We start from the raw sequence: 24575 nt of genomic DNA, 5'->3' as shown, positions 1-24575 counted from the left end.
GCTCTGTTGCCGGATTACCGAAAATCCGGGGGAAAAGGGCAGAAAAAAGTTTCCAAGAAGAAACTGGGTCGACCCCGGAAAACCTCACCGGGTACAGGGATTACCGTTGATGCCTCCATCGAAAAGATGTTCCGTCTGGTACTTGATCGCTACTATGTGAACGACAAGGGCCATTCTCTGCCATACGCCCATAGACGATTCATCGACATGTTCGAGGCCGCCAACCCGAATGTGCAGCCCGAAGATTATCCAACAATTACTCAATTAAGATATTTCTATCACCGAGAGTATGAGAACGCCGACCGCATTCGCCTAAGGGCAAACAAAATCTCCTACCAAAAAGATATTCGGCCCTTAATAGGGACTGCCACAGCAGGAGTGGCGGGGCCAGGCTCAAGGTATGAAATTGATGCAACGATTGCCGATGTTTACCTGCTCTCGGCCGACCGGCAACGAGTCATCGGTCGTCCTACTCTGTATGTGGTCGTAGATGTTTTTAGCCGCATGGTGGCCGGCTTCTACATCGGTTTGGAAAACCCATCCTATGTGACGGCGATGAGTGCTCTGGCTACGTCGATGTCAGACAAGTGTGAACTCTGTGCCCGTTATGGCGCGGAGATTACTCCGGAGCAGTGGCCAACCGTTGGCGTGCCAGATGCGATTCTCGCGGACCGTGGGGAATTACTGGGGCACCAGATTGAATCTCTGGAAAAAGCATTTGGTGTGCGCATTGAGACCACCCCGCCATACCGGGGAGATGCAAAAGGCATTGTCGAGCGTTATTTCCGAACCCTCCAAGCAGAATTCAAGCCGTTTACGCCCGGTGTGGTAACAGGCACAAAAGTCAGAAAGCAGGGCGGAAAGGACTACAGGCTGGATGCAACGCTAACTCTGGATGATTTCACCCAAATCATGGTCGCCTCGATTCTTCACCGAAATCAATATGCCGTGTTGTCGAAGTACGACCGTGATCCGGATATGCCAAACGATATGGCGTTAACCCCGCTCAATATCTGGAATTGGGGCATAGAAAATCGAACCGGTCGGTTGAAGAACGTATCGGAACAAGCCCTGCGAATTGCTTTGTTGCCGCGTCAAAAAGTCTATCTTTCTGATCTGGGGGTCAGCTGTTTTGGTGCTTACTACACATCGAAGGAGTTGTTGGCTTCCGGCTGGCTCCACCGTAACGGAGACCGCAAAGTCACCGGCCTTCAGGCCGCCTACGATCCTGCAGTGGCTGATCATATTTATCTGTTCCCGGAAAAAGACAGCTCGGAATACTGGGTGTGTTCTCTGACCGATCGCTCACGCCAGTTTCGTGGTAAGTCCATGTGGGAGTTATGGGCCAGCCAGGAAGAACAGCGAAAAGCCACGAGCGCCGCCAAAGTGGCAGAGACAACCAGTAAACGGGATCTCGAAAATCTGGTCATCAACACCATCAAAAACGCCGAGCGTTCCCGCCCCGCCATCAACAAACAGCAATCCAAAGCCGAAACGGTCAGGGGCATACGAGATAATCGCAAGCAAGAGCGGGATGCTCAAAGGGCCGAACAGACAAAAGCCCGGCAGCCCGACAATAGCAAACCGAAATCTGATGTAACCTACCTACATGGTAAACCCGACGATGGGGCCTTCCCGGATTTCCTGGATGAGCTGTTTGGAGACGATGAATGACTTTACCTTCAGGCATGGTGACTGCCGTTTACCAGGACACCGGGATACCGTCATATCATGGAAATCCACTGATTGAGGCTTTACCACCAATTCCAGACCGTAAACAGCTTATAGCCGGTCTCAGTGAGACTATGGAGCTCCGACCAACGGAAATATACCTGGACGGTCAGACACGGGTTCATATCATTTCCCAGCTACTGGACGGCTTCTTTCAGCCGCTGGCACGCCATATCGAGCTTGAGTCAAAAGTCTCGATCATGCTGCGCCAGGGATATGTGGGTCGAAACATTGCTACTGGCGACCTTTCGGCCTATTTACAGAACGGCTATGAGCGCATCAAGAGTGGAGACTTGAAGGCATTCCGGTTCGATCATGTTGAGTCGACTGCGAAAAGCCTGGCATTTATTGGGTGCTCAGGTTCCGGGAAAACCAGCTCTCTGAACCGTATTCTGGCAACGTATCCCCAGATGATTCACCACCCGGCACACAATTTCACGCAGATTGTTTTCCTGAAAATCGACTGCCCCCACGATGGTGCGCTCAAGAGCCTATGCCATAACTTCTTCCGAGAAATTGATTCCATTCTCGGAACAGATTATGTCCGGCGTTACGGCGAAAAGCGCCACGGCGTAGAAACAATGATTGCATTGATGTCGCAGCTGGCAAACACCTATGCGATTGGCTTACTGGTCATCGATGAAATACAGCACCTGAATGTTCGCGCCTCCGGCGGTGCGGAGAAAATGCTGAACTTCTTCGTAACGTTGGTAAACGAGATCTCCGTGCCGGTGGTAATGGTCGGAACACCAAAGGCTCGACCTGTTTTTGAAACAGACCTGCGGTCTGCTCGGCGCGGGGCAGGGTTTGGCTCCATATTATGGGAACCCTTGCGCCAGCCCACAGCTGAAGAAAATGTAGATCGAACCGAATGGGGCGCGTTCACGAAAAAGCTTTGGAAGTACCAGTGGCTGACCAAAGCCAGTGACACTATGCCCGATGATTTAAGGGATCTTTGGTTTGATCTGTCTCAGGGCATCATGGATGTTGTCATCAAGTTGTTCGTGTTGTCCCAGATCCGGGCGGTTGTAACAGGCACGGAACGAATCACGCCTAATATCATGAAAAAGGTTTATCACGATGAACTGAAGCCGATACACCCGATGATGGAAGCTCTGCGTTCCGGAGACCCGAGCAAAATAGCCCAATACTCAGACCTCACGATCCCTGATGTGGATAAGAAGATTCTGGAGCTCAGTACCCTCCTGGAATCAAGCAAAGACCAGATCCGGAAGTCCGTTCAGTACAACGGCAACGATCAGGCAATTCGACTGCACAACCTGCTGGTTGATATGGGCTATGAATCAGATCTTTTGGAACCGTTAATTCAACGAGCGTTCGAGGAGCATCCTGACCTAGAGCTAAAAGACCTGATGCCGATCATTCTTAAATGGTACCAGTCTTCCGAGCAGACACTACCGGTGACGGAAAAGCAAAAAATCAAATCGATCAAAGTGAAAGAATGGCACACCCTTGACTCAGATGATTTGCGCTTTATGCACTCCCAAGCGGCAAACGAGGACGAAATGCTGGATGCCGCACGTCAATCGGGTCTCGTTTTTAACAGCGACCAGTGGCTGGGTTCTGGTAACCAGGCATAGCTGCCATGCTGAACTTCCCGGTTCCGTACCCTGGAGAACTGATATACAGCACAGTGGCCAGGGCCGGCATTCGGGAGGGGATTATTAGTCCTAAGGAATTGCTGGATGACGTGTATGGTAACCGCAACGTCATCGCAACGCTGGATTTGCCCAATCAACTATCGAGGATTACTCGGTGGTTGCCCTCTGGTTATAGTGTTGAAGTGATTGCCTACTGCCACACCCTGTTCCCCTTGTATGCCCCATTTATACCGGAAGAACGCCGCAAACGGTGCCTGGCATGGATGGCTGGAGAATCCCGGGGTGCGGTCCACCTGGCGATGGGTGTCCCCGCATCGATTGTGAAAGTGCCTGGCCATGTTCGATATTGTCCCGGGTGTCTCAAAGAGCAACAACGTATCTTTGGAGAGTATTTCTGGAAGCGGGAGTGGCAGATAGCCGGAGTGGACTGTTGTGAGAAGCACGGCGAACTCATACACACGGCCATTACCCGCCCCTTAGTGGATCAGCACCGCTACCATGACGCTTCGCCAGACACTTGTCCGCTATTCCCTCAAAAACCTCCTCGTAACGAATCAGAGATGGTTCTAACTCAGGTTCGGCAGCTATTGGAACAACGACCGGCTACCTCACCGACTTATGAACAGTGGTCTTCCCACTACTATCGGCTGGCTCAGCAGTCGGGCTTTATTCGCGGCCGGACTCACATTGACCATGCTGCTATTGCCGAGTCTGTTTCAGCCCGCTGGGCTACAAGCTTTTTGCGGCGATACGGTTTGGGGATAGATCAGAACTCAAATTACTGCTGGCTACGAGCAATTTTCCGGAAGCATCGGAAATCCTTCAGCTACCTTCAGCACATTATTGTTCACCATGCGTTGATGCCAGAGTGCTGGTCCATTACCGATGTTATTGAGAGTGTCAGAGAATTGCCCTTGCACTTGCCTCCAGAGCCATCAGAGCCAACCGGGGAGGCTAAACACGGTTTAACGTCAGATCAGCACGACTGGATAAAAATGCTGGTAGACCAGCCACCGAAAAAGGCCCGTGTGGCGGCCCCGGCGCTTTACGCCCGGTTGTATCGGTATGATCGATTGTGGCTGAAGCAGGTCAATCAAGCTCAACCACGAACACAGGTTCTTAAAAGAAAACCGAGAGTTGATTGGCGGCAGCGAGACCGGCATTATTTAACCAAGCTTCGGGAAATTCTCAGGTTTTTGCGTGCGGACCCACGCGGCCCCCGGCATTCACAAACGTATTTGCTGAAACAACTGGGTAAGCTCTCCACGCTGGAAAAGAAACTCGACCGGTTGCCACGAACCCGGCGATTGCTCGCACGCTATACCGAAAGCGTTCCCGAATACCAGGTACGGCGGCTGAGAAACGCTTGGTGGGAATTAAAGAATGAGTTCCAGCACCCACCACGTTGGCGTTTAATCCGTATCGCCGGGCTCAGTGAAACACGGCTTACCGACCAAGCACGGGATTACTTGCATGGCCTCGAAGAGAACCAAGAAGACACCAACGATCAAAGGAATCAAGGACAACAGCCAGGTTAAAGAAATCGGCTCCATGGTTCGTGACCTGCGAAATCCAAACTGGTACATCGAGGTAAAGCTGGATCCTGCCCAAGAAAAGGAAAAGTTTGGCGTATCGCAGCTGGGCCTGATACCGAGACGGCGTGTGTTAAATGCGACAAAGGCCGGAGGCTCCAAGGTGGCCGGCTATGAAAAGGACTTAAAAATAAACACTACCGGCACCTGGTCACCTTGCCGGATAGCCGACTGTCCAATAGTAAACATTCGCAGGCAGGGAGACCTGCAGCAATGGTGTTTTAGCTTTAAAGCCGGCGATACACAGTTTTTCCTTCCACAAATTGAACTGGCCCGGGCTCTTTTTTTCCATTCGGCCTATCTGACCCGCCTGGCAATGAACCCAAATGGACTAGACGAGGAGTTCGACGTTCAGGTGGGTGAGGACGCGAATAGAGCAGAGATTCATATCTTGCCAAGTAGCTCTCTGCCCATGGTAGTGCGAGGTAACCCCAGCCAACGAAGAATGCTGGCGTGGCTTCTACTGGATAAAAAGGTTCGGAACTCGTTTCAAAGCATCGCCCAATACCAGCTGACGGAGGGCGAAGTTAGAAATGGTCGCCGGTACTGGCCGTTCCGTTTCGATCCCCCGCCCTTGGAAAATGTGAAAATGAAGGTGCGGGGCCAGTACGTGAGAGAGTCCGAGCTTTTCTTCGTGTACGAAATCCATAGTCTTAAAAATCTGAGCAGCCAGATCCCGAAAGAGATTGAGTTCTTCGATCCGAAATTCACGGAGCAAAAAGCAGGGAAAAAAGGGAGTTCTACAGAAAGAGGGGGAACGGGTGGCCCGCCGGAGATTGATGATGACGAGCTGCCAACTACCGATGCAGATGAGTACGTTCTGGAGGTTCCGGAAGTAGAATTGGAGTTCTCCGAACCTGCTTATACCACCCGCAAGCCTTCGGATGGTCGACGCCGGTCCGGTGCCAGGAAGGGAATATCAGAGGAAGGCGTTGATGATCCGGCCAATGGCCAAACCGATGTCAGTACCGACGAGCCAACCGTTCGGGGAGAGGTACCAGCCGGTGTTGCTGATGGCATTGATGACCAGAGTGAGGATTCACATCTATTCACCCACAAATTTGAAGCATTTATGGCCATGAGCGACCTATTGGAGATCAAAGGTTGCAGAATCGTCGCTGAAGAAATGATCCCACTACCGGTGGTGAAAGGGCACTCGAAATATCGACTGCCAGATGGCAACCCAAGATACTTGTTCTACCGTGTGTTGAGATATCAAAACCAGAATTATGCTTTGGTGGAGGTTGATACCGTAGAGTCTGAAGCAAGACTCTCCACACTGCTCCTGAAACAACCACCTGGAAAATACGATTGGTACCCAAAGCTTTCGATATTGGGCAGGTCGCTGGTGAAGGCTTCCTTACGCTGGCCTACCGATAAGAAGCTGAAACAGGACTTTCCTGCTGGGTTTCGACGAATTTCGCATCAACAAAACATCACATCAAGCCTGAGCCCAACAGGCACTACTGCATTGAATCGTTGGATGGGCAGGGTCTATGATTCACTTGCTGAACTACATAATACTCGGTTGCCGTAAATCCGGGCTTTAACCTGACCCTTGGCTTTGCATGAAGGAGATCAGAACAATAGCGCGCTCCTCACCGTCGTAAGACTGGAAAATAGCCTCCAGCCCACTGAATGGCCCCTCTCGGACACACACAGCCTCTCCTTTTCTCAAGCCACCTGCTGACTGGACGGTTTCCAGAGTATCAGCAATATAGTCGATCACTTCATCGGGTATCACCCCGGGCTTTCCGCCAAAACTCAATACCCGAAGCACGCCCCGGGTTGAATGAAGTTTCTTCCAGGAAGGGTCATCCTTATCCATCTGGATAAAGATATAGCCGGAAAATAAAGGCTCGGACCGAATGACTTGTTTGCGATTAACGATCCGTTCGATTGGAACTTCCGGATGAAAGCATCGAATATTCTGGTTTTCCAGGTTGGCAAGAGCTCGGCTTCCTTGTCCAGACTTATACTGCACGGCGTGCCAGGCCATCAATTCGCTCCTTTAAGGGTTTTAATTTCTTGCCATAAGAAGCACTCTCTCAACTAATAGGCGAGTGCTTGAATCATCAACCAAATCGCCAGAGAAGACTTCGGAAGCCGTTCTATTTCCAGAAAACACTTGATATAAGCTCGTCGATAGCTTCTTGCCGAGCTCAACCCCTGGTTGATCAAAGGGGTTTATGCCCCATAGAATGGATTGTACAAATACTTTGTGTTCATATAATGCCAGTAGTGCTCCTAAACTCCAGGCGTCCAAGGTTTCCAAAATAATTACAGTATTTGGCTGATTACCTCTATATCCCTTATCTGTTGTAGCAGCTAAATTCCCAGTTATGGCATCGTCACCTAAAGCAAATAATTGAGATTGTGCGATACAATTGGCGAGCGTCAACTTTGTTTGGGCCACTAGATGTTCTGAGACTGAGCAGGAAGCGTTGGTAGTCCGTTTCGCGACGGCAATGAAGTCAGCACTAACCTCGTGACTACCTTGATGCACTAACTGATAAAATGCATGTTGAGCATTTGGCCCAATGTCTCCCCATATAATCGGGCATGTAACTTGAGATGCCTGACTGCTGCCTGCCCGGACAGTTTTACCATTGGATTCCATCTCTAGCTGTTGAAGGTATGGCGGTAACTTGTTGAGCCGACCATCGTATGGAAGAACCAAATGGGTTGGTATCTTCAGGAATTGAGTGTTCCAAGCTCCTATTATGCCGAGCAAAATAGGCAGATTTTGGGCGGAAGGAGCTTTCTGGAAATGCTGATCCATAGCGTGAGCACCAGACAGCAAGGTCTCAAATGTTTCCATGCCTAGCTCTAATGCCACACTTACACCGATAGCAGACCAGACTGAAAAGCGCCCACCTATGGTTTCAGGAAATTGGAGCTGGTGAGACTCTGGTATTCCGAATGCGTCCATTCTTTCCGGTCGAGCAGATACACCCAATACCTGATGTTTGCGCAGCTCCTCAGTGCTAATACTTAATTGCTCAGATAACCATGCAAGGGCAGTGCGGACATTAAATTGGGTGTCGACTGTGGAAAATGACTTGGAGGCGAGGACTAGCAGAGTTGTGGCGGGGTTTAAGGTTTGCATCAACGGTAGAAGCTGCGACCCATCCATAGTTGAAACATAATGAGCAGAAGTTATACGCCTTTCACCAGCGTCACCCAAAGTTTCACTGACCAATTTGGGGCCAAGATCTGAGCCACCTACACCAATATGTACAATATCAGTTATCGGTTCTCCTGTAACGCCTCGCCACTTGCCTGAATGTATCTGTTGAACCAAGTGAGCCATTTTCTGGCGCTGTTCTGCACAAAACTTTACCGTCCCGAAAATAGACTGAGGTGCGGATGCATTAATTGGCCAGCGAGCAGAAAAATGCAAAGCGGCTCTATTTTCCGAGGTGTTTAACGCTTTGCCTCCGAAGAGATCGTCCCGCTGTTTCTCAACGCCACATTGTAGGGCCCACTCCAGAAGCAATTCTAATGTTTCTTCAGTCAGGCGCTGCTTACTGGCATCGAGATGTATAGAATCAAAATAAAATTGCAGACGTTCAGCTCTGACGCTTTTATCTGCACCGCATAGCAGTTCACTAAGAGTTTGCCGTCTTAGATTCTGCGCTTGCAGTTCTAGTTGGCGGTTTGTAGCGTATAATTTATGCATTTAGTTTCCAGAGTCCATATCGCTGGCTGTGAGTCCGCCATGGGCTCGTTAATCCGTTTTTTCAATAAGCGGTCAATCACTCATACGGATTAAACAATCAGTTCTTCGGATAATAATCGAATTCGCCACACATGAACGATGAAAGTTTACTGCGGTAGTAATTCGAATCGTACATTCCTTTAAGTAAATAGTAGTTTTTTTCCCACAAGGTTTTCCTGTATTCATTATCCTTTTCTAACCTATTAATTAGAGTAGGTAAGCGCCGCTCCATATCCGAAAAAGAAGTGAAAATGTTGTCCAATTCTAGAAAATGGTCGGTCATAAAAACCGGATCAAAAACGGCAAACCCTAAACCACCAAAAAATATCGACTCAATAAAGTAATTGTCTAAGCCTTCACCGAACGTAACAGAATATTTCGCCCGCTCAGCTATGGTTTTATAATCTTCATATCTAAATCCAAGTATTTCCACAAATTGATACCTAGAACACTTGCTGATCAAATTTTCACAAATCGAAGATTTAAAATGGTTGGCGTCATGAGAGAGAATTATAACATCTTGCTTTTCTAAAAATGGAACTGGGAAATAGTCGTCATATGACATATAAGTTGATATATGCGATAATGGCACTTCCCAGAAATCAGAAAAGGTTTGAGATGAGTAAGCTTCGTGAGCAGTGGTAATAGATACCGACTTGAATCTGTCGATCAAAGAGCGAATCACTGATTTTTTAGGCATCAGATCGTTGTTCTGGTTCAAAATATTCATTTTGATCTTTTCACAAGAAATCCTGTTTCTGGATAGCTTGGATACTAGTTCCTCTACTTTTACCTCAGGAACCATCAAAATATTACATTTATTCCAATCAGACTTTGTTAATCTACGCCATGGAACAATAACTTCGGAATTCGGGAAAAGGTTATTCTGTTGAGCGGTAAACAAAGAAGGCTGGGCAACGAAGAGAACCTCATATCCCATGTTCCTCAATTTTTCTCCAATATCGAATATCGAGATCAGGCCGCCCGAAATGAATTCACGCGCGAAGACGTAAAAAATTACCGACTGTTTTTTCGATTCCCTAAATTCTTCTACTCTTACATCTGCCTTGTCCCTATGTCCTAAAAAAGCAAAGCTGTTAGAAAGATTAAACCTCGAATACCTTTTGTAGACCAAATCTAGGAACTTATATGTACCGTTTTGACGAACATAACTTAACGCGCGGCTCAGTTTATGAAAATAAGATTTTAACGATCTTAAAGCAAATCTAGCTTTTGCTTTTTTTGCTATCACGATAGGCGTAGTAAATTTTTTCGATTCAACGATGAATGAAGATTTATCTGGAGATTTCAATAAACGGTAATGAGATAATGATTTGACATCGTTAACACTGATATCCTTCAAAAAATATCTAACCAAATCATTTGCAAAGTATGCTTCAGCAAGCCCTTCGGCGTGGCCCGTTTTAATTAAATGAACAAAATAGTCAGAAGCCCAAGACATGAACTCTTTATTTATTTTTTGTGAATCATTAAGAAAAGGGCCGTAATTTTTTATCATTGATGATAAGCGAGTCAAATAATCATAAGCTGTACGTTTTTTGTGTAAATTAGACCCATGATGATTCCACTGGTAATAAACATTTTTTGAGGTCAGAGAGATTTGATGGGCTCTATGATATAGCAGCGCCAGATTAAACTCATAATCTTCACCATATCCAGGTATAAATTTTATACCGTTTTTTAACAGAAAGCTTCTTCTGAAGATGCCATTCCATATAAAGATACCGCGAAAAGGATATGCGTATATAGACGGAAGCTTGTCAATAACTTCTACGGAACCGTCCTGCCAGTTAATTGAGTAGCCCGACCTTACAACATCACAACAAAAAGACGTTGTCGCCGCTTTATAGGCACGACTATAAAGTGCGTTATCAACAATGTCGTCGTGATCAAGAAAGGCGACAAACTCTCCAGAAGATTCAACAATACCTCTATTTCTTGACAACGCGGTAGAACCGTAAGAAACCGATATAATTTTATAGGATTCAAACTCACAGCTCTGAAAACAATCGATCAATATACTCTCAGTTGAGTCAGTGCAAGAGTCTAGAACGCATATGACCTCGATGCCGGCGGGCTCGGCTTTCAACAGGCTCATGACTGTCCGACGAATAAAACTTTCTGCATTGTGAATGGGCAATATTATGGTCACATCTGTCACAAGAAACACCTATCGTAAGAAGTCGTCAACTACACTTTTGATCATATGCAAATGACCAGGTTCTACCTTGCTGTGAAAAGGTAGGCATAGAACTTGATCCTTTATAGTATAAACAGTCGGGACGGAAGCTTCACTAATCACGGGAAAATGGCGGTAGGGTTCAAACTCAGTACAGATAGGTGAAAAATATTTACGACAAAAGATAGCCTTTCTCTTAAGTGCCTCATATAAATCATCTCGGGAGAATGGGGATATAGTTTCATCTATTAATAGGGGATAGTACTGCTCTGATTTCTTCACATTGGAAGAAAACGACTGGACAGTTACGCCATCAATTTGCGAAAAAATCTTATCGTACTCTGCTCTAAGCAGAGCCCTAGATTTTTTCTCTGCAGGAAACTGCTTAAGATTAAGTAATCCTATAGCAGACTGAATTTCATTCAGCTTTCCGTTTATCCCAATCGAAACTACTTCATTTTCGTTTTTTATTCCGAAGTTTCTCAACATGTAAATCGTTTGAGCATCGCCTTCAAAGTTGGTAGCAATAGCGCCACCTTCAATTGTTGTAAATAACTTAGTTGCGTGGAAGGAAAATATTGTAGCATCTCCAAACTTGGAGATCGGTACACCATCAATCTCAACTGCAAAGGCGTGGGCAGCATCATAGATCACTTTCAGTCCATACTTCTTCGCGACTTTATCGATACCTTCAATATCACACACGTTTCCATAAACATGAACTGGCAAAACGGCTACTGTCTTATCGGTAACCGCGCGCTCAACGGACTTTGGGTCAAGTGTCATCGAAACTGGATCAACATCCACGAAAACCGGAACCAGTTCATTCCAGGATATAGCGTGAGCGGTAGCTGCAAACGTAAAGGGCGTAGTAATGACTTCAGACCCTTTTGGAAAGTCAAACATTTTTAGGGCAGTGAGGAGTGCTATAGTGCCATTATTAAAAAGCCTAACAGTTGGAACGTTGAGGAGATTTGACAGCTCCTGCTCTAGCTGATTATGTAAAGGCCCGTGATTAGTCACATACCCACTTTGCCAAATGCCCTCAAGAACGGACGTAAGGTCTGAAAGCTCTGGCAACATTGGCGAGGCCACGTATATCGGGTGTGAATTATCCATTTAGATTGTCCTCAAAAACTACCTCACATACCTGCTGACAATCGAATACCAAAATACCAAGGCGGGAGTTGACTTCACTTCGTTCGGAATGTGAGTCGTCAACAAAGATTGCTGACTTCTCTTTAATATAGTTAGATTTCTTATTGCCTGCTGGTACATCAATAATATCATCAAACAACGTTGGGCATATATTGTGCCGGGCTAAGCATTTCATAACTGTCTCCGAAAACACATGCAAGTGGCGTGTTAATAAAAAAACTTTTACTCCGGCGTTTTTCCACGAATAAACTTTCGCTATGAGTTCTGAATTTACCTTTGTGCCAAGAATTAATGTGTCGTCAAGATCAAGATATATAGCTTCAACTGTGCCGTTGATGAGATAGCGGTGCTGGAGTGATGATTCTTTGACCAACTGACAGCTGTTCGTAAATACTTCTATTTGTTTTTCTTGATGGTCATACAGTGAAAGCAATGGTAGATTAGCGCCTTTTATTCTACTATAGCCCATTCCCCCGGCTACTCTTGGTGCCATTTCTAACAACGTCAGTTCGCCTTTGATGTTACGTTTAACTTGGAAAAACCAAATTCCTCGAAAACGTACCTTTGAATTCAGCTTGTCAGCGAAATCAAGAAACTCGGCGAGATCTTCACTTCTGACTTCTTTCGATGAAACAGAAATACCATTCGACGTCCGTTGCCTTACTCTTGGCTGGCAAAAACGTAAAATGCCGTGTCGGTCAGTAAAACAGTCTACAGTGTATTCATCACCTGGCAAATATTCACACACCAAATCGGTGGGGCTTACCCTTTCTAGATCTTTAAAATTGTTTATTTTAAAGACGCCTTTTGAACCTTGGCCTCGATCAGGTTTACTGAACAATGGGAAATCTGCTTCGTCTACATACTCTTTATTAAAGGTCTTCGGTACCTTCACAACCCCTTGCAGATGATCATAAGTTTTTATCTTTGATCTTGCTAAAGAACAAACAAAGGGCGAGCTACCTGAAATTATGACCTTATCAGGAATTAACCCCTTCTCTTTTAACTTCGGAAGTGCTTCCACAACGTCATCATGTGCTGGGAAAACGAAATCGATCTCCTGCTCCCGAATAAGCTTTGTTATCTCATTTGGGAAATTGGGGTCGGTTATATGCGGAAGGTGAAACAAATTGTTGTATGCCACCTGGCTGTAATTGGAGACAGTCGTTGCGCCAAAAACCTCAAAGTGGTTATTGTTTCTTAATGATCTTTCAATCTCTAAACCTATTTCCGAACCGGCAGGAAACACTAGAACTTTCGATTTTGAATTGTTCATCCGGACTCCTAAGAAAACTTTGATGCGGCTGTATAGCCAATTAACGAAAATACCGGCATACACAAAGGTGGAGGGAAATTCAATACCTAGCTGATTGGTCAAGGGTAGCGTTTGACTAACCGTGAACTTTTCCAGTCCGCTTTGGCGGAGCTTACTGACGCCGAACCCCTGTTGATATACCTAAATGGTTCTCCTGCTTTTGAGTGATTGCCGGCTTGTCTTTTGTTTTTGAGATTATCAGTACTCGGCATTTTCCTTGAATTAAGGCACTTTGCGATTAATCAATAATAGGACGACCGCTTCTCAGTGAGTCAGCTGGTCCATCCGTTTCATAACGATCTCGCACTGGGCATTTCGTTCATTGATCCGATACCCGCTTACTGCGAAGGTAACCTTACACATCTTGGCAAAATCCATATTCGGTTAATGGCGGTCGTATTATCGGCCATTCTGGAGATTATGGATTCATTCGTATCATCAAAGTGGTGGACTATCGCAATTGGTTGGGTACCATTTTTTTGATTATTCGCGATGCCAAACGGAAAAGTGAAGTATATTTCCAACTATTTGATTGATAGATACCATGGAGTTCTGATTCAAGATTTTCCAACTTTTCGGCCATTAATGAACGTTCATTTTGATAAGCTCGAATTGTAGAAATCGGGCTTTGCTCCTGAACGTCCAACTCCTCTTTTGATACCTTCAGACCTTTAAATTGGTGAGCGTCCAAATTTTTAACGCTATTATCTTGTCCAACAATAAACCGACGACCCAGCGTATTGTTTTTAACTGGACGTTTTTTAATAATACACATGGAGTTAACAAACTCTATCGAGTGTAATTTTTTCAGCTGATCATCATCTATACTCGCATCAACTTTACATAGTTGGTCTAATATGGGGTTTATAAAATTTTCGTCTTCCGGCTGCCAATGCTCGCGATTTACGTAGTCGGATAAATTTTTCAAAAATGACATAGATGAATATAAATTATAGATTCCGCCTTCATAACTCTTCCAATAACTACAGTGCAGGTCTTCGATGATGTAAACACCGTCATCTTTTAAGAGAGGAAAGTATCGCGCAAACGATCTAATTATATCATCGGAATGGTGAGACCCGTCATCAATAATTATATCAAAGCCATTGGCCAAGCTTTTTACCTTATCCTCGGCCTGATCGGAGTTTGAATCTTCGACGATTACGAATATATTGTCCGAATCATATTCTAGATCGTAGCAATCTCTATTTATGTCACAGCCAATTACTTGGCTTGAAGCTTCAAAATATTTGCTCCATATCTCCAGTGAGCCACCATTTTGCACACCTATTTCTAGTAAGTTTATGGGATGGGACCTATACTCGCACAGTATTCTATCGTACTTTTCAAGGTATAATTCCCATTTGTCAGACACCTTTCCATTGTGATGTTCATATAAATATTTTAACTTATTCATTAGGATATTTTCAGTTCAATTTGTCGAAATTGTAGACCCACTAAGCCCCAGCGAACCTTGCTTGAGGAGACATGAATGATGGCAGCATCGTGCAACCAATGGTGTTGTACATTAGACCGCAAATCCCCATCAGCGAAGGAACTCATTAACGCATATTGGCCATCAGGTAACATTGGAAGCTCGAAGCCGAACTCGGCTGTAATTTTTTGGCCTGCCTGTACAGGCTTCTGCTCTATTGCTGTAAATGGCAACGTATTTTCTCCGAATAGATCTTGGCCTAACCGGTCCTTGACCAAAAATCCCAATATCGGTTGTTGGAAATTGCAGTAAGCTTCTGCACATATCCTGACTCGAACATACTCTCCACCTTGGCACAAGGTAAGGGCCTTGCCGGATACGTCCAGTACTTCAACGGAAGTGATTTTCGCTTTTCCTGTAGTCCATCCGTTTGCATCGCACAAATTGTTTTTTATAGTGTATTCGCTATCGTATATCTGAATGTTATCTCTTAATTCCTCTTGCTCCGTTGCAAAGGAATTATCATGTGATCGTTCGTTATCCAAGTCGATCAGTTTAGCTTCGTTGCCATAGATTTCCTGTAAGCTATACTTGAAATAAGCGTCAGAAACTGCTGTCGCTGAGCCGGTCTTACGCACTTTGCCGTTGCTTAACCAGATCGCACTCTTGCACAGGTTCTGGATAGCGGAGGCATCGTGACTTACAAACAGAAGGGTGCCCCTTTTCTGAAAGGACCGAATAAAACGCATGCATTTCTGCGTGAAGATCGCATCCCCCACTGATAAAGCCTCGTCTACTACGAGGATGTCGGCATCCACGTGTGCGATAACTGAAAAGGCCAGCCTTACCATCATACCGCTAGAGTATGCTTTAACTGGTTGATCGATGAACTCTCCAATTTCGGCGAAATTTTCGATACTTGAGAAACGCTCATGCACTTGTTCGTCTGTAAGACCGTAGAGGGAAGCATTAAGGTAGACATTTTCGCGGCCTGTGAACTCAGGGTTAAACCCAGAGCCAAGCTCCAACAGCGCTGCTACTTTGCCTTTGACTTCAACGCTTCCAAGTGTGGGCGTGAGCGTACCGCAAATGATCTGAAGCAAGGTTGACTTCCCACTGCCGTTACGGCCTATGATGCCCACTGTATCGCCTCGCCTCACTTCTAAAGAGACATCATTTAGGGCCCAAAATTCTTTAAAGAATTGAGAAGGAGGTTTTCCCAGCCCCCTCTGAATTCTTGGAATAAGCATTTGTTTGAGTCGATCACGTGGCTGATCAAATATTTCGAACCGTTTACTGAGACTGTCAACCCGGATGGCGATGTCAGAGCACATCAGCAAACCCCTTCCTGGTTTTTTGAAACCAAGCATAACCGATAAAAAGTAGAGTGAGTGCGCAAACTAAATAAATAGTTAAACCTGTGAAGTCCGGCATCTTGTGCCAAACCAGCACATCTCTGGCCTGCTCGATAATAAATGTGAGCGGATTCATCAAAAAAAACGGCCGGTAAGGGGCAGGAAGGCGTTCAATCGGGAAGAACACGGGCGACATGAATAGTAGAACCGTGGTTAGAATGCCCATAGTTTGAGCAACGTCACGCAAGAATACGCCTAGTGAAGCCAGGACATAACTGACTCCAAGCGATAGCACCACTAGGGGCAACAGTACCAACGGGAGGAAAATGATCTGCCAGCTAGGTATCCCTATTATCAGTAAATAGGCAGTAAACCAGACTACAATGCTGATGACTGCATGGAACAACGCACTAAGTACAGCGGATACTGGTAAGATTTCAAGGGGAAAGACCACCTTTTTTACGTAATTCACGTTGCCCACAATTAATCCCGGGGAACGGGTCAGTACCTCAGCGAACAAACCATGGACGATCAACCCGATGAATAATACAACGGCAAATACCCCCTTTCCCTCCGATTGGCCCTGCATTTCCACGCCCCATTTGGCCTGGAACACTACAGAAAACACAAAAGTAAACACGGCCAACATTAGCACCGGGTTAAGGAAAGACCACCCTAAACCCATCATTGATCCCCGGTAACGGCCGACCACCTCTCGGCGGGTGATTTGGGAGATCAAGTTGCGGTGTTGCCAGCAGGATAGTGCTAGTGCCTTGGGCGACACCGGTTGTAGTGCGTGTGGGTTCATTCGAAGACCTCAGCGTTTAAGAATGGAGGAGCAGTGCCGTCTTTGCCGGAAAGCTGAGGTTCCAAACAGGTTGGCCACAGGATATTTATATCCGGGTCATTCCAGATGATTGCTCGCTCGCTTTTTGGTGCATAGAAATTGGTGGTTTTGTAGAGGAACTCTGCTGTATCCGACAGAGTAATAAAACCGTGAGCAAAGCCCTCCGGCACCCATAGCTGGCGTTTGTTGCCTGCGGTCAATGTTGCGCCCACCCATCGTCCGAATGTTGAGGAGCTGCGACGGATATCGACGGCCACGTCGAACACTTCGCCCTGGACCACGCGGACTAGTTTGCCTTGGGCATGGGGGTTGAGCTGATAATGCAGCCCTCGAAGGACGCCCTGGGCAGACTTTGAGTGGTTGTCCTGCACGAAGGTCACTTGCCGGCCCACCGCATCTTCAAACTGCCGTTGGTTGAAGCTTTCGAAAAAGAAGCCTCGGTCGTCTTCAAATACTCTGGGCTCGAACAGGATGACTTCTGGAATTTCTAGAGGGGTTGCTTTCATCAAAATACCTTGTCATGAAGTGTGCGCATTAGGTATTGGCCATAGCCATTTTTTTGGAGGGGTTGTGCGAGTTCCTCTAATTGATTGGCGCTGATCCAGCCCCGCCGATAGGCGATTTCTTCCGGGCAGGCTACTTTCAGCCCTTGGCGGTGCTCAAGGGTCGCGATGAATTGGCTGGCGTCCAGCAGCGAGTCGTGTGTACCAGTGTCCAGCCATGCATAGCCACGGCTCATGATTTCCACATTTAGTTGGTCTTGCTGCAAGTACAAGCGATTAAGATCGGTGATTTCCAGCTCACCACGATGCGATGGTTTCAGGCTTTTCGCCATTTCAACGACCTGGGAGTCGTAAAAGTAGAGTCCGGTGACGGCGTAATTAGATTTTGGCCGTGTTGGCTTCTCTTCTAGCGAGAGTACCTTATTGTCCTCATCAAATTCTGCGACACCATAACGCTCCGGATCTTGCACGTGGTATGCGAACACGGTTGCCCCTTGTTCACGCGTCATGGCGCTCTCTAGAAGCGAGTTGAAGTGGTGCCCGTAAAAGATGTTGTCGCCCAGTACCAGTGCGCAGAGGTCATTGCCAATGAATTTTTCGCCAATCACGAAGGCTTGGGCTAGCCCGTCTGGTGAGGACTGCACCGCATACGAGATATTCAGCCCCCAATGTGAACCGTCACCAAGAAGCTGTCTGAAGCGGGGTGTGTCTTGTGGAGTGGAGATGATCAAAATGTCTCGGATTCCGGCCAGCATCAGAGTGCTCAGCGGGTAATAGATCATAGGTTTATCATAAACAGGCAAAAGCTGTTTACTGATTGCCAATGTTGATGGATGCAGGCGAGTGCCTGATCCCCCAGCCAGAATTATTCCTTTTCGTGCCATTTTACTACCTTTTATCGATTTGCTTCTCGATTAACTGCTGAACTACCCGGTCGGCGTGAAGCCTCCAGTCGGGCATGCGGATCTGAAGCGCAGATTCTAAAGCTGTATTACTCATGCGGGAGTTTGCAGGTCTGCTTGCTGGAGTTGGAAACTCCGAAGTAGGGATGGGAACAATATTCTCGGGGGAGATCTGTAAACACAGACCAAGCTTCCGTGCTGTGCCTAGCACATGGAAAGCAAAACCATGCCATGTAGTTTCACCACCCGCTGTAAGGTGATAAATACCATCTTTCAAACTACCAGTTCGGTAGCCGCATAACGCAAGCGACGTTACATCAGCAATTTGTTCCGCCGATGTGGGGGCACCAGTTTGATCTGCGACAACTCGAAGTTGATCTTTTTCCTTGCCAAGACGCAGCATCGTTTTGACGAAATTATTACCGTGCGAGGAATAAACCCAGCTGGTGCGAAAAATAAGATAATTGCAGCCGCTGGCTTGGATAGCTTGTTCACCCTTGAGTTTGGTGAGACCGTATACGCTCTTAGGGTTAGCTGCATCCTCAGGTTTGTAAGGCCCACTTCCTTCACCGGAAAACACGTAGTCTGTGGAATAGTGAATCAGTAAAGCCCCACTATCTCCGGCGCTCTCGGCCATGGTCGCCACGGCATCGCTGTTTACTGAAGCTGCGAGGTCAGGCTCCGACTCGGCTTTATCAACGGCTGTATAAGCTGCCGCGTTAACTATAACGGCGGGGTTGAGTTCCTTTATGGCGCTTTTAATAGCTGCATTGTTAGTCAGGTCTACATCGGAGCGCCTCAGAACGACAAGATCACCATGCGGTAGAAGAGTTCTCTGAAGCTCAGTTCCTACCTGCCCGTTCCCGCCAAACAATAAGATTGTCATGAGTATTGTGCCTCCATCCAATCCCTGTAGTTGCCGCTGGTGACGTTCTCTACCCAGTCCTGATTATTGAGATACCATTCAACTGTTTTGCGAATGCCTGTTTCAAACGTCTCCCCAGGTGTCCAGCCCAGCTCTCGTTGAAGCTTTCGGGCGTCTATAGCGTAACGGCGGTCATGGCCGGGACGATCTTTCACATAAGTGATCTGATCAGAGTAAGGCTTGCCGCTTTCTGAGGGCTGGAGCTCGTCAAGTATTGAACAAAGAGTTTGCACCACCTCCAGGTTTGGCTTTTCGTTCCAGCCGCCTACATTGTAGGTTTCGCCAGGTTCGCCCTTCGACAGAACCGTTCGTATCGCCGAACAGTGATCAGTCACGTAAAGCCAGTCCCTTACTTGCTGGCCATCGCCGTAAATCGGCAGCTGTTTCCCTGCCAGGGCATTATGGATGATCAAAGGAATTAGTTTCTCAGGGAAATGGTACGGCCCGTAATTGTTGGAACAATTAGTGGTGAGCACCGGTAAACCATAAGTATGAAAATAGGAGCGAACCAAGTGGTCACTTGCAGCTTTACTTGCCGAGTAAGGGCTATTTGGCTGGTACGGGTGATTTTCTGTAAAGCCCGGCTCTGTCTCCGTAAGCGTTCCATACACTTCATCGGTGGAAACATGAAGGAATCGAAAGTCCTCTTTTGCTTCTCCAGTTAGGTTTCCCCAATAACTGCGGACAGTTTCGAGCAAACGAAAGGTTCCCACGATATTTGTCTGAACAAACTCATCCGGTCCCAGAATGGAGCGATCAACATGACTTTCTGCGGCAAAGTTGATGATTGCTCTAGGCTGATGCTTTTCAAGTAGGTCCTTGACTAGGTTTTGATCGCCAATGTCTCCGCGCACAAAAATATGTCGATCATCGCCCTCAAGAGAGGACAGGTTCTGCAAGTTTCCTGCGTAAGTCAGTTTGTCCAGATTAATGATTGTCTCGTCGGAATGAGCTAGCCACTCCAGGACGAAATTACTTCCAATGAATCCGGCCCCGCCGGTGACTAAGATACTCATAAGCTCATATTTTCCCAACTATTGTTGCAACGAAGAGCGCGATTGTTCCGATTTTGGTTTGCCTGTAAACCCCGGACTTTCGCAATTTCAACACTCGAAGAAACCAGAGCCCTGACCTCGCGGCAATGAACTTATCCAGTTGTTTTTGGTTCTCTGGCAGTAACAAATGGCGGGCGTTCTCAAGGGCAGAAATATTGCGCTGATTCCAGTCTTTGAATCGGTTCCTAAATAGCATCTTGACGCGAACCATTTGGCCGGCAATGGAGTTGTTAGAGCCAATGACATTGCTTTGATGTTGGCGATATCTGAGCCTTGGCGTGTCATCAAAAATTACCTGCCCTCCTACTCCAGAAACCAGCATATATACCCACCAATCGTGGCTGACTACCTCTAGTTGCCCGGCCGCCACTACTAGATTGCGGGCCTCTCGATTTAAAACCATGGTGTTTCCGCCTGCCAGGCTTTGGACGAGAGCATTTGAAAAGCTGGGAGCACTCCTGCAGGGGGCGGAGGGGCCAATGTCGTTATTTTCCTCGTCAACAAGCAATGTCCTGGAGCAATAGAGTCCTGGGGTATCGGGTGGAATCTGAGCTAGACGCGTAATAGCTGCTTCTAGCTTATCTTCCAGCCAGATGTCGTCTTGGTCGCAAAAAGCAAAAAAATCACCCTTCAAATCACTGCGCATTAGGGCGGATAAAAAGTTGGCCGCGAAACCGCGTCTCGGACCAGCGATTACGCGAGTGTTTTTAAGGCCGGCCTCCGTCAACTGACGCTGTATGCTCTCCTCGACGGCTCTGTCACCACTATCATCAGATACCAATACATCAGTTGGCTGAAGTGTCTGCCTGGCAATAGATTGTAATTGAGCTGGCAGAAAATCAGAGGGCCAGTATGTGCATAAAACAACGGAAACCCTGTTCTTATTGTCTGTTGAAGGCATGAGATTATGGTGTCTGTGTATGTTATGGGCGGGGAAGCGCGAAGTGCCGCGGATAGCGCCAATGATTAAACACGCTACCGCCCCGCCAACCAGAGTTCAGCGTTTTGAGGCTCAAGAAATATGGATTTTATAGCTCGGTGAGGAAGGGGCAGTAGGAGGCAGTCTCTAACGGCATCCCTGTCCGATTAGCGAGCTTAGTAATCAAAAGCGGCTTGATTCTACGTGACTGGTCTGGCGACGCAAGTTGGTAAGTGTTTGTTTATGTTTCCCGGTTTGCTCAGTAATCAGACAAGAGCTTGTGCTTTCCAGCTTCGCAGAGGGTAGCGCTTGACGTATCAGGGATGTGTCCATCTCAAGGTCGCCAGCCAGACGTTCGACAATGCTTTGGCGAGATGCCAGTTTTGCGGCCAGATAGAGAAGAGGGACGGGCATCGGAAACAGTCGGCTTTTTCTGCCTTCGGTCTGGGCGATCAAGCGCACAAGATCGGGAACTGAAATTGGCTCCGGATCGGCGACATTTATATATCTGTAGGGCCAGTTTTGCTCGGCGAGTAGCTCATTGAGCACCACAGTGAGGTTTTGCAGGCTCAACAGACTGCGACGATTGGTTATGCTTGCGAGTGGTAATGGTAGGCCAGATAGCGCCAGCTTTTTCAGTTTGAGAAAATTAGCTTTGGCGTCCGCCCCGTATACCAATGGTAGTCGGAGTGAGCAGACCTGGAGGCCTTGATCAGCATATCCATCGACAATGGCTTCAGCCTGTTGCTTGGTGAGTCCATAGTGATCTTCAGGTGCCAGAGGATCAGTTTCCTTGAAAGGTGAACGCTCTGACGTCGATTCGCCATAGACCTTTACTGAACTCAGAAATATCAGCCTGCGTACGCCCATTTTCAAACAGGCGTCCGCAAGGGTTTGAACGGCTGTTACGTTTACCCGGTAGAGATACTCAATTTCTTTCGCGTCGTCGGTCAGGGGCCTATGCGCTACTGCGGCACAATGGACGACGGTATCAACGCCCTGTAAACATTTTTCCCATTGAGGCTTGTCGCCTAAATCACCAACGGCACGGGTTTCATTCGAGCCGGAGCGAGTGATGCCAAATACTGGCAACCCGGCAGCTTTCAGTTCCCTTAAAAGATGATTGCCAATGAAGCCGGAGGCTCCGGTTATAGCGATTGATGCTTCTTTCATGCGACCTCTGGCCTACCGCATCCGAGCTTATAGGCAATTACACATGCGATTGTGAAAGTGGTGATGAATAGGCCAACCCCCAAGTCTGGGTTAATGCTTGCCAGCCATGACAGGGGCATCAGGCACACGATGATGATAGCGCCGTATCCGAGCGTGACGGGCAAATGACCGCCAAGTTTTCGGGATAGAATGGCTGCCCCCAAACCAATAAACGCCCACGCGGAGGCTTGATCAGGCAGCCAACTAAAAGCAAGAGCCAGGATTCCAAGCGTGATGATCAGTATGGCAATGGCGATGCCACCGCCATGTGGGGTGGGGATTTCGTGTGAGCAGCGATCACTGGGAATTACTAGCAAATTACGATGGTTGGCCCAAGCGCGAACTGCCGCCGTTGCCAGCAGGCCTGTGACAAGAAGAAGTACAGTTATCGATGTGCCGGCAGTAAGATCAATCATTGGTCAGGCGTGAACTGAATGTGGTTTACATGGCAAGATGGCGAGGAGTTGCCGGTTGCCATACTTGGCTAAGAGGCTGTTTCCATTGATGGTGCATGCTCCCATAAAGGAGCATGCTTTGGAAGCTTCCCGCAGACTTCCAGAAAGTTACCAACTTTTTTATCATGGATTTTGGCGGGTTTTGGCCTGACCCCTTCAAAAGTTACCAACTTTATTTATTTTTTAGTTGAGAAAGGTGCGATGAATTGAGGCTTGGAGAGTCGTTTTGTTACCAACTTTTTTATGCTACTACAATCCTATCGGTGAAAAATAAAGTTTGATTAAAATAAATAAAGTTTGATCATTTGTTGTAAAGTCTGATACAAAACTCTCTCCTGCTTTCCCTGACAGGAGGGAGTTGTGTCGGACGCTAACAAACCGCTAGATGCATCGGATCAGAAAAAGCTGAAAGCCCGAGGTCATGGCTTCGGTGCATCTTATAAGCCTTTCATCCAGATCCAGGACCTTAGCAGTTCCGGTGAAAGTGTCCGGGCCCCTGGTCGCGTGACCGGGCGTATTCACCATCTTCTTTCCGGTATTGAGTTTGCTGCCTTTAGCATCTTCGACTGGTATCACGATACAGCGGATATCAGAGAGCAATTTCCACTTCCGCTGGAGGAGACAATTCGCTTGTGCGCCGAAATGGGCATCAAGCATCCGCAAATCAGAGGAAAGCTCAAGATTGTAACTACGGATTTGCTGGTGGATTTCCGTGAGGGCCCTCCCTTGGCCATCGCAGTAAAGCCTGTCTCAGAATTGGGCAAAGCCCGGACGATAGAAAAGTTACAAATTGAAAAGGCCTATTGGGAGCAAGCTGGCGTTGGATGGAAGCTATTCACTGACCGAGAAGTATCTCCTTCTCTCAAAGAGAACCTTCAGTGGATCAGGCCTGCTCTTGCCGACATTCGCTGGGAGCAGTTCAGTAGTGAGGTAGAGGATTCCAGCTCTACAGAATTGATTACTAGGCTTGCTACCTATTCTGAGCAAAAAGCTACGAGGTGTTGTGCTCGCTTGGATGATGAATATGGGCTTGAGCCTGGTTCACATGTGCAAATGCTGCGGTATGGGGTAGCAACACGACAAATAAAAGCACCACTTCAAAAAGCATATCACGACTGGAAATGCTCAGAACTCGTTTTTGATGGCGTGGCCTCTACACAATGGAGGTTAAGTCATGCAAATTAATACAGTTCTACAAGCTCCTGTTTCAGAGCAGAGAATCCGAGTTCTGTTCACCAACCTTGAAAATTATCAGGTGATTGATGTTGATGATCAGAATGCTTGGCCGTTTACATTAACGTCAGAAGAGCTGGAAGACTTCCAGGAAACCACAGACCCTTTCCCGATCCCTTCAGTCCAGGAAGGCACATTAGCTGCGCAAAAGCGTGATGAAGCAGTATCTGCACTGAAGCCCCTACTCGAGAAGCATGAAGCTTTATTCGAGAAGAAAACGCGGAATGAACTCATAAGATTGGCGGTCGAACAATCGGGACGACCTCGCCTGTTCATTGTTCGTGCTCTTCGCCGTTTCTGTGCGTATTCCAGACCAAGGTTGCCACTGATTCCAGACGAAGCCTGCCACCCATTCCACGCGAAAGCTGCCACTGATTCCACGGCAAAGCTGCCAC

General features: G+C 47.2%; 20 protein-coding genes and 1 pseudogene. 6 read left to right on the top strand and 15 right to left on the bottom strand.

Annotated elements, in window-relative coordinates:
• From BY454_RS15265 to BY454_RS15250, 4 genes are all read left to right on the top strand, one after another.
• Positions 1 to 1674: integrase catalytic domain-containing protein (locus BY454_RS15265; protein WP_104425570.1), on the top strand; the 1674-nt coding region annotated here is incomplete at its 5' end.
• Positions 1671 to 3332, top strand: coding sequence for an AAA family ATPase (locus tag BY454_RS15260; protein WP_104417442.1), 1662 nt, complete (start codon positions 1671 to 1673; stop codon positions 3330 to 3332). The genes BY454_RS15265 and BY454_RS15260, both read left to right, overlap by 4 nt.
• A gap of 5 nt (positions 3333 to 3337) precedes the next feature.
• Positions 3338 to 4891, top strand: coding sequence for a TnsD family Tn7-like transposition protein (locus BY454_RS15255; RefSeq protein WP_104417441.1), 1554 nt, complete (start codon positions 3338 to 3340; stop codon positions 4889 to 4891).
• Entirely contained in the window at positions 4827 to 6482 is a 1656-nt protein-coding gene (locus tag BY454_RS15250) for a Tn7-like element transposition protein TnsE (RefSeq protein WP_146082725.1), read from the top strand. The genes BY454_RS15255 and BY454_RS15250 overlap by 65 nt, the downstream gene beginning before the upstream one ends.
• 9 nt (positions 6483 to 6491) lie before the next feature.
• Here BY454_RS15250 and rfaH read toward each other — a convergent pair whose 3' ends face one another.
• The 15 genes from rfaH to BY454_RS15175 all read right to left on the bottom strand — a co-directional run bounded on the left by rfaH (position 6492) and on the right by BY454_RS15175 (position 22908).
• A complete protein-coding gene (gene rfaH, locus BY454_RS15245; RefSeq protein ID WP_104417439.1) occupies positions 6492 to 6944 on the bottom strand; it encodes a transcription/translation regulatory transformer protein RfaH in 453 nt (150 codons plus the stop codon).
• Between the two features lie 21 nt (positions 6945 to 6965).
• Entirely contained in the window at positions 6966 to 8627 is a 1662-nt protein-coding gene (pgi, locus tag BY454_RS15240; protein WP_104417438.1) for a glucose-6-phosphate isomerase, read from the bottom strand.
• A 97-nt stretch (positions 8628 to 8724) separates the two neighbouring features.
• Complete coding sequence (locus BY454_RS15235; RefSeq protein ID WP_181049722.1) at positions 8725 to 10848, bottom strand: glycosyltransferase family 2 protein; 2124 nt, start codon at positions 10846 to 10848, stop codon at positions 8725 to 8727.
• A gap of 9 nt (positions 10849 to 10857) precedes the next feature.
• Entirely contained in the window at positions 10858 to 11985 is a 1128-nt protein-coding gene (locus BY454_RS15230) for a DegT/DnrJ/EryC1/StrS family aminotransferase (protein ID WP_219820656.1), read from the bottom strand.
• Positions 11978 to 13300: an ATP-grasp domain-containing protein gene (locus BY454_RS15225; RefSeq protein WP_104417436.1), complete on the bottom strand. Its 1323-nt coding sequence runs from the start codon at positions 13298 to 13300 to the stop codon at positions 11978 to 11980. The genes BY454_RS15230 and BY454_RS15225 overlap by 8 nt, the downstream gene beginning before the upstream one ends.
• A gap of 490 nt (positions 13301 to 13790) precedes the next feature.
• Positions 13791 to 14756 carry a class I SAM-dependent methyltransferase gene (locus tag BY454_RS15220; protein WP_104417435.1) on the bottom strand — a complete coding sequence of 322 codons (966 nt, stop codon included), beginning with the start codon at positions 14754 to 14756 and terminating at the stop codon, positions 13791 to 13793.
• A complete protein-coding gene (locus tag BY454_RS15215; protein ID WP_181049721.1) occupies positions 14756 to 16108 on the bottom strand; it encodes an ABC transporter ATP-binding protein in 1353 nt (450 codons plus the stop codon). The genes BY454_RS15220 and BY454_RS15215 overlap by 1 nt, the downstream gene beginning before the upstream one ends.
• Complete coding sequence (locus tag BY454_RS15210) at positions 16098 to 16937, bottom strand: ABC transporter permease (protein WP_104417444.1); 840 nt, start codon at positions 16935 to 16937, stop codon at positions 16098 to 16100. The genes BY454_RS15215 and BY454_RS15210 overlap by 11 nt, the downstream gene beginning before the upstream one ends.
• Positions 16934 to 17482, bottom strand: coding sequence for a dTDP-4-dehydrorhamnose 3,5-epimerase (rfbC, locus tag BY454_RS15205; RefSeq protein ID WP_104417434.1), 549 nt, complete (start codon positions 17480 to 17482; stop codon positions 16934 to 16936). The genes BY454_RS15210 and rfbC overlap by 4 nt, the downstream gene beginning before the upstream one ends.
• On the bottom strand, positions 17482 to 18363 hold the full coding sequence (rfbA, locus tag BY454_RS15200; protein WP_104417433.1) for a glucose-1-phosphate thymidylyltransferase RfbA: 882 nt from the start codon (positions 18361 to 18363) through the stop codon (positions 17482 to 17484). Before rfbA ends, rfbC begins: the two co-directional genes overlap by 1 nt.
• A 4-nt stretch (positions 18364 to 18367) precedes the next feature.
• On the bottom strand, positions 18368 to 19267 hold the full coding sequence (gene rfbD, locus BY454_RS15195) for a dTDP-4-dehydrorhamnose reductase (RefSeq protein ID WP_104417432.1): 900 nt from the start codon (positions 19265 to 19267) through the stop codon (positions 18368 to 18370).
• The gene (gene rfbB, locus BY454_RS15190; RefSeq protein ID WP_104417431.1) at positions 19264 to 20322 is read right to left on the bottom strand and encodes a dTDP-glucose 4,6-dehydratase; all 1059 of its coding nucleotides are present in this window, start codon (positions 20320 to 20322) and stop codon (positions 19264 to 19266) included. Before rfbB ends, rfbD begins: the two co-directional genes overlap by 4 nt.
• Before the next feature lie 4 nt (positions 20323 to 20326).
• Complete coding sequence (locus BY454_RS15185) at positions 20327 to 21262, bottom strand: glycosyltransferase (RefSeq protein WP_104417430.1); 936 nt, start codon at positions 21260 to 21262, stop codon at positions 20327 to 20329.
• 201 nt (positions 21263 to 21463) lie between these two features.
• Positions 21464 to 22453 (bottom strand): NAD-dependent epimerase/dehydratase family protein, encoded by a 990-nt coding sequence (locus tag BY454_RS15180; protein ID WP_104417429.1) that lies wholly within the window; start codon positions 22451 to 22453, stop codon positions 21464 to 21466.
• Entirely contained in the window at positions 22450 to 22908 is a 459-nt protein-coding gene (locus BY454_RS15175) for a hypothetical protein (protein ID WP_104417428.1), read from the bottom strand. Before BY454_RS15175 ends, BY454_RS15180 begins: the two co-directional genes overlap by 4 nt.
• A 399-nt stretch (positions 22909 to 23307) precedes the next feature.
• On the opposite strand from BY454_RS15175, the gene BY454_RS15170 reads away from it, so the two are divergent.
• Both BY454_RS15170 and BY454_RS16910 read left to right on the top strand, forming a co-directional pair.
• Positions 23308 to 24132, top strand: coding sequence for a TnsA endonuclease N-terminal domain-containing protein (locus BY454_RS15170; RefSeq protein ID WP_104417427.1), 825 nt, complete (start codon positions 23308 to 23310; stop codon positions 24130 to 24132).
• Positions 24122 to 24575: pseudogene (locus BY454_RS16910) on the top strand (hypothetical protein); the annotation flags it as partial. The gene BY454_RS15170 and the pseudogene BY454_RS16910, both read left to right, overlap by 11 nt.

The sequence above is a fragment of the Marinobacter persicus genome, from assembly GCF_002934325.1.
In the GTDB taxonomy this organism is placed as follows: domain Bacteria; phylum Pseudomonadota; class Gammaproteobacteria; order Pseudomonadales; family Oleiphilaceae; genus Marinobacter; species Marinobacter persicus_A.
This window is presented reverse-complemented; position numbering and strand designations above follow the sequence as displayed.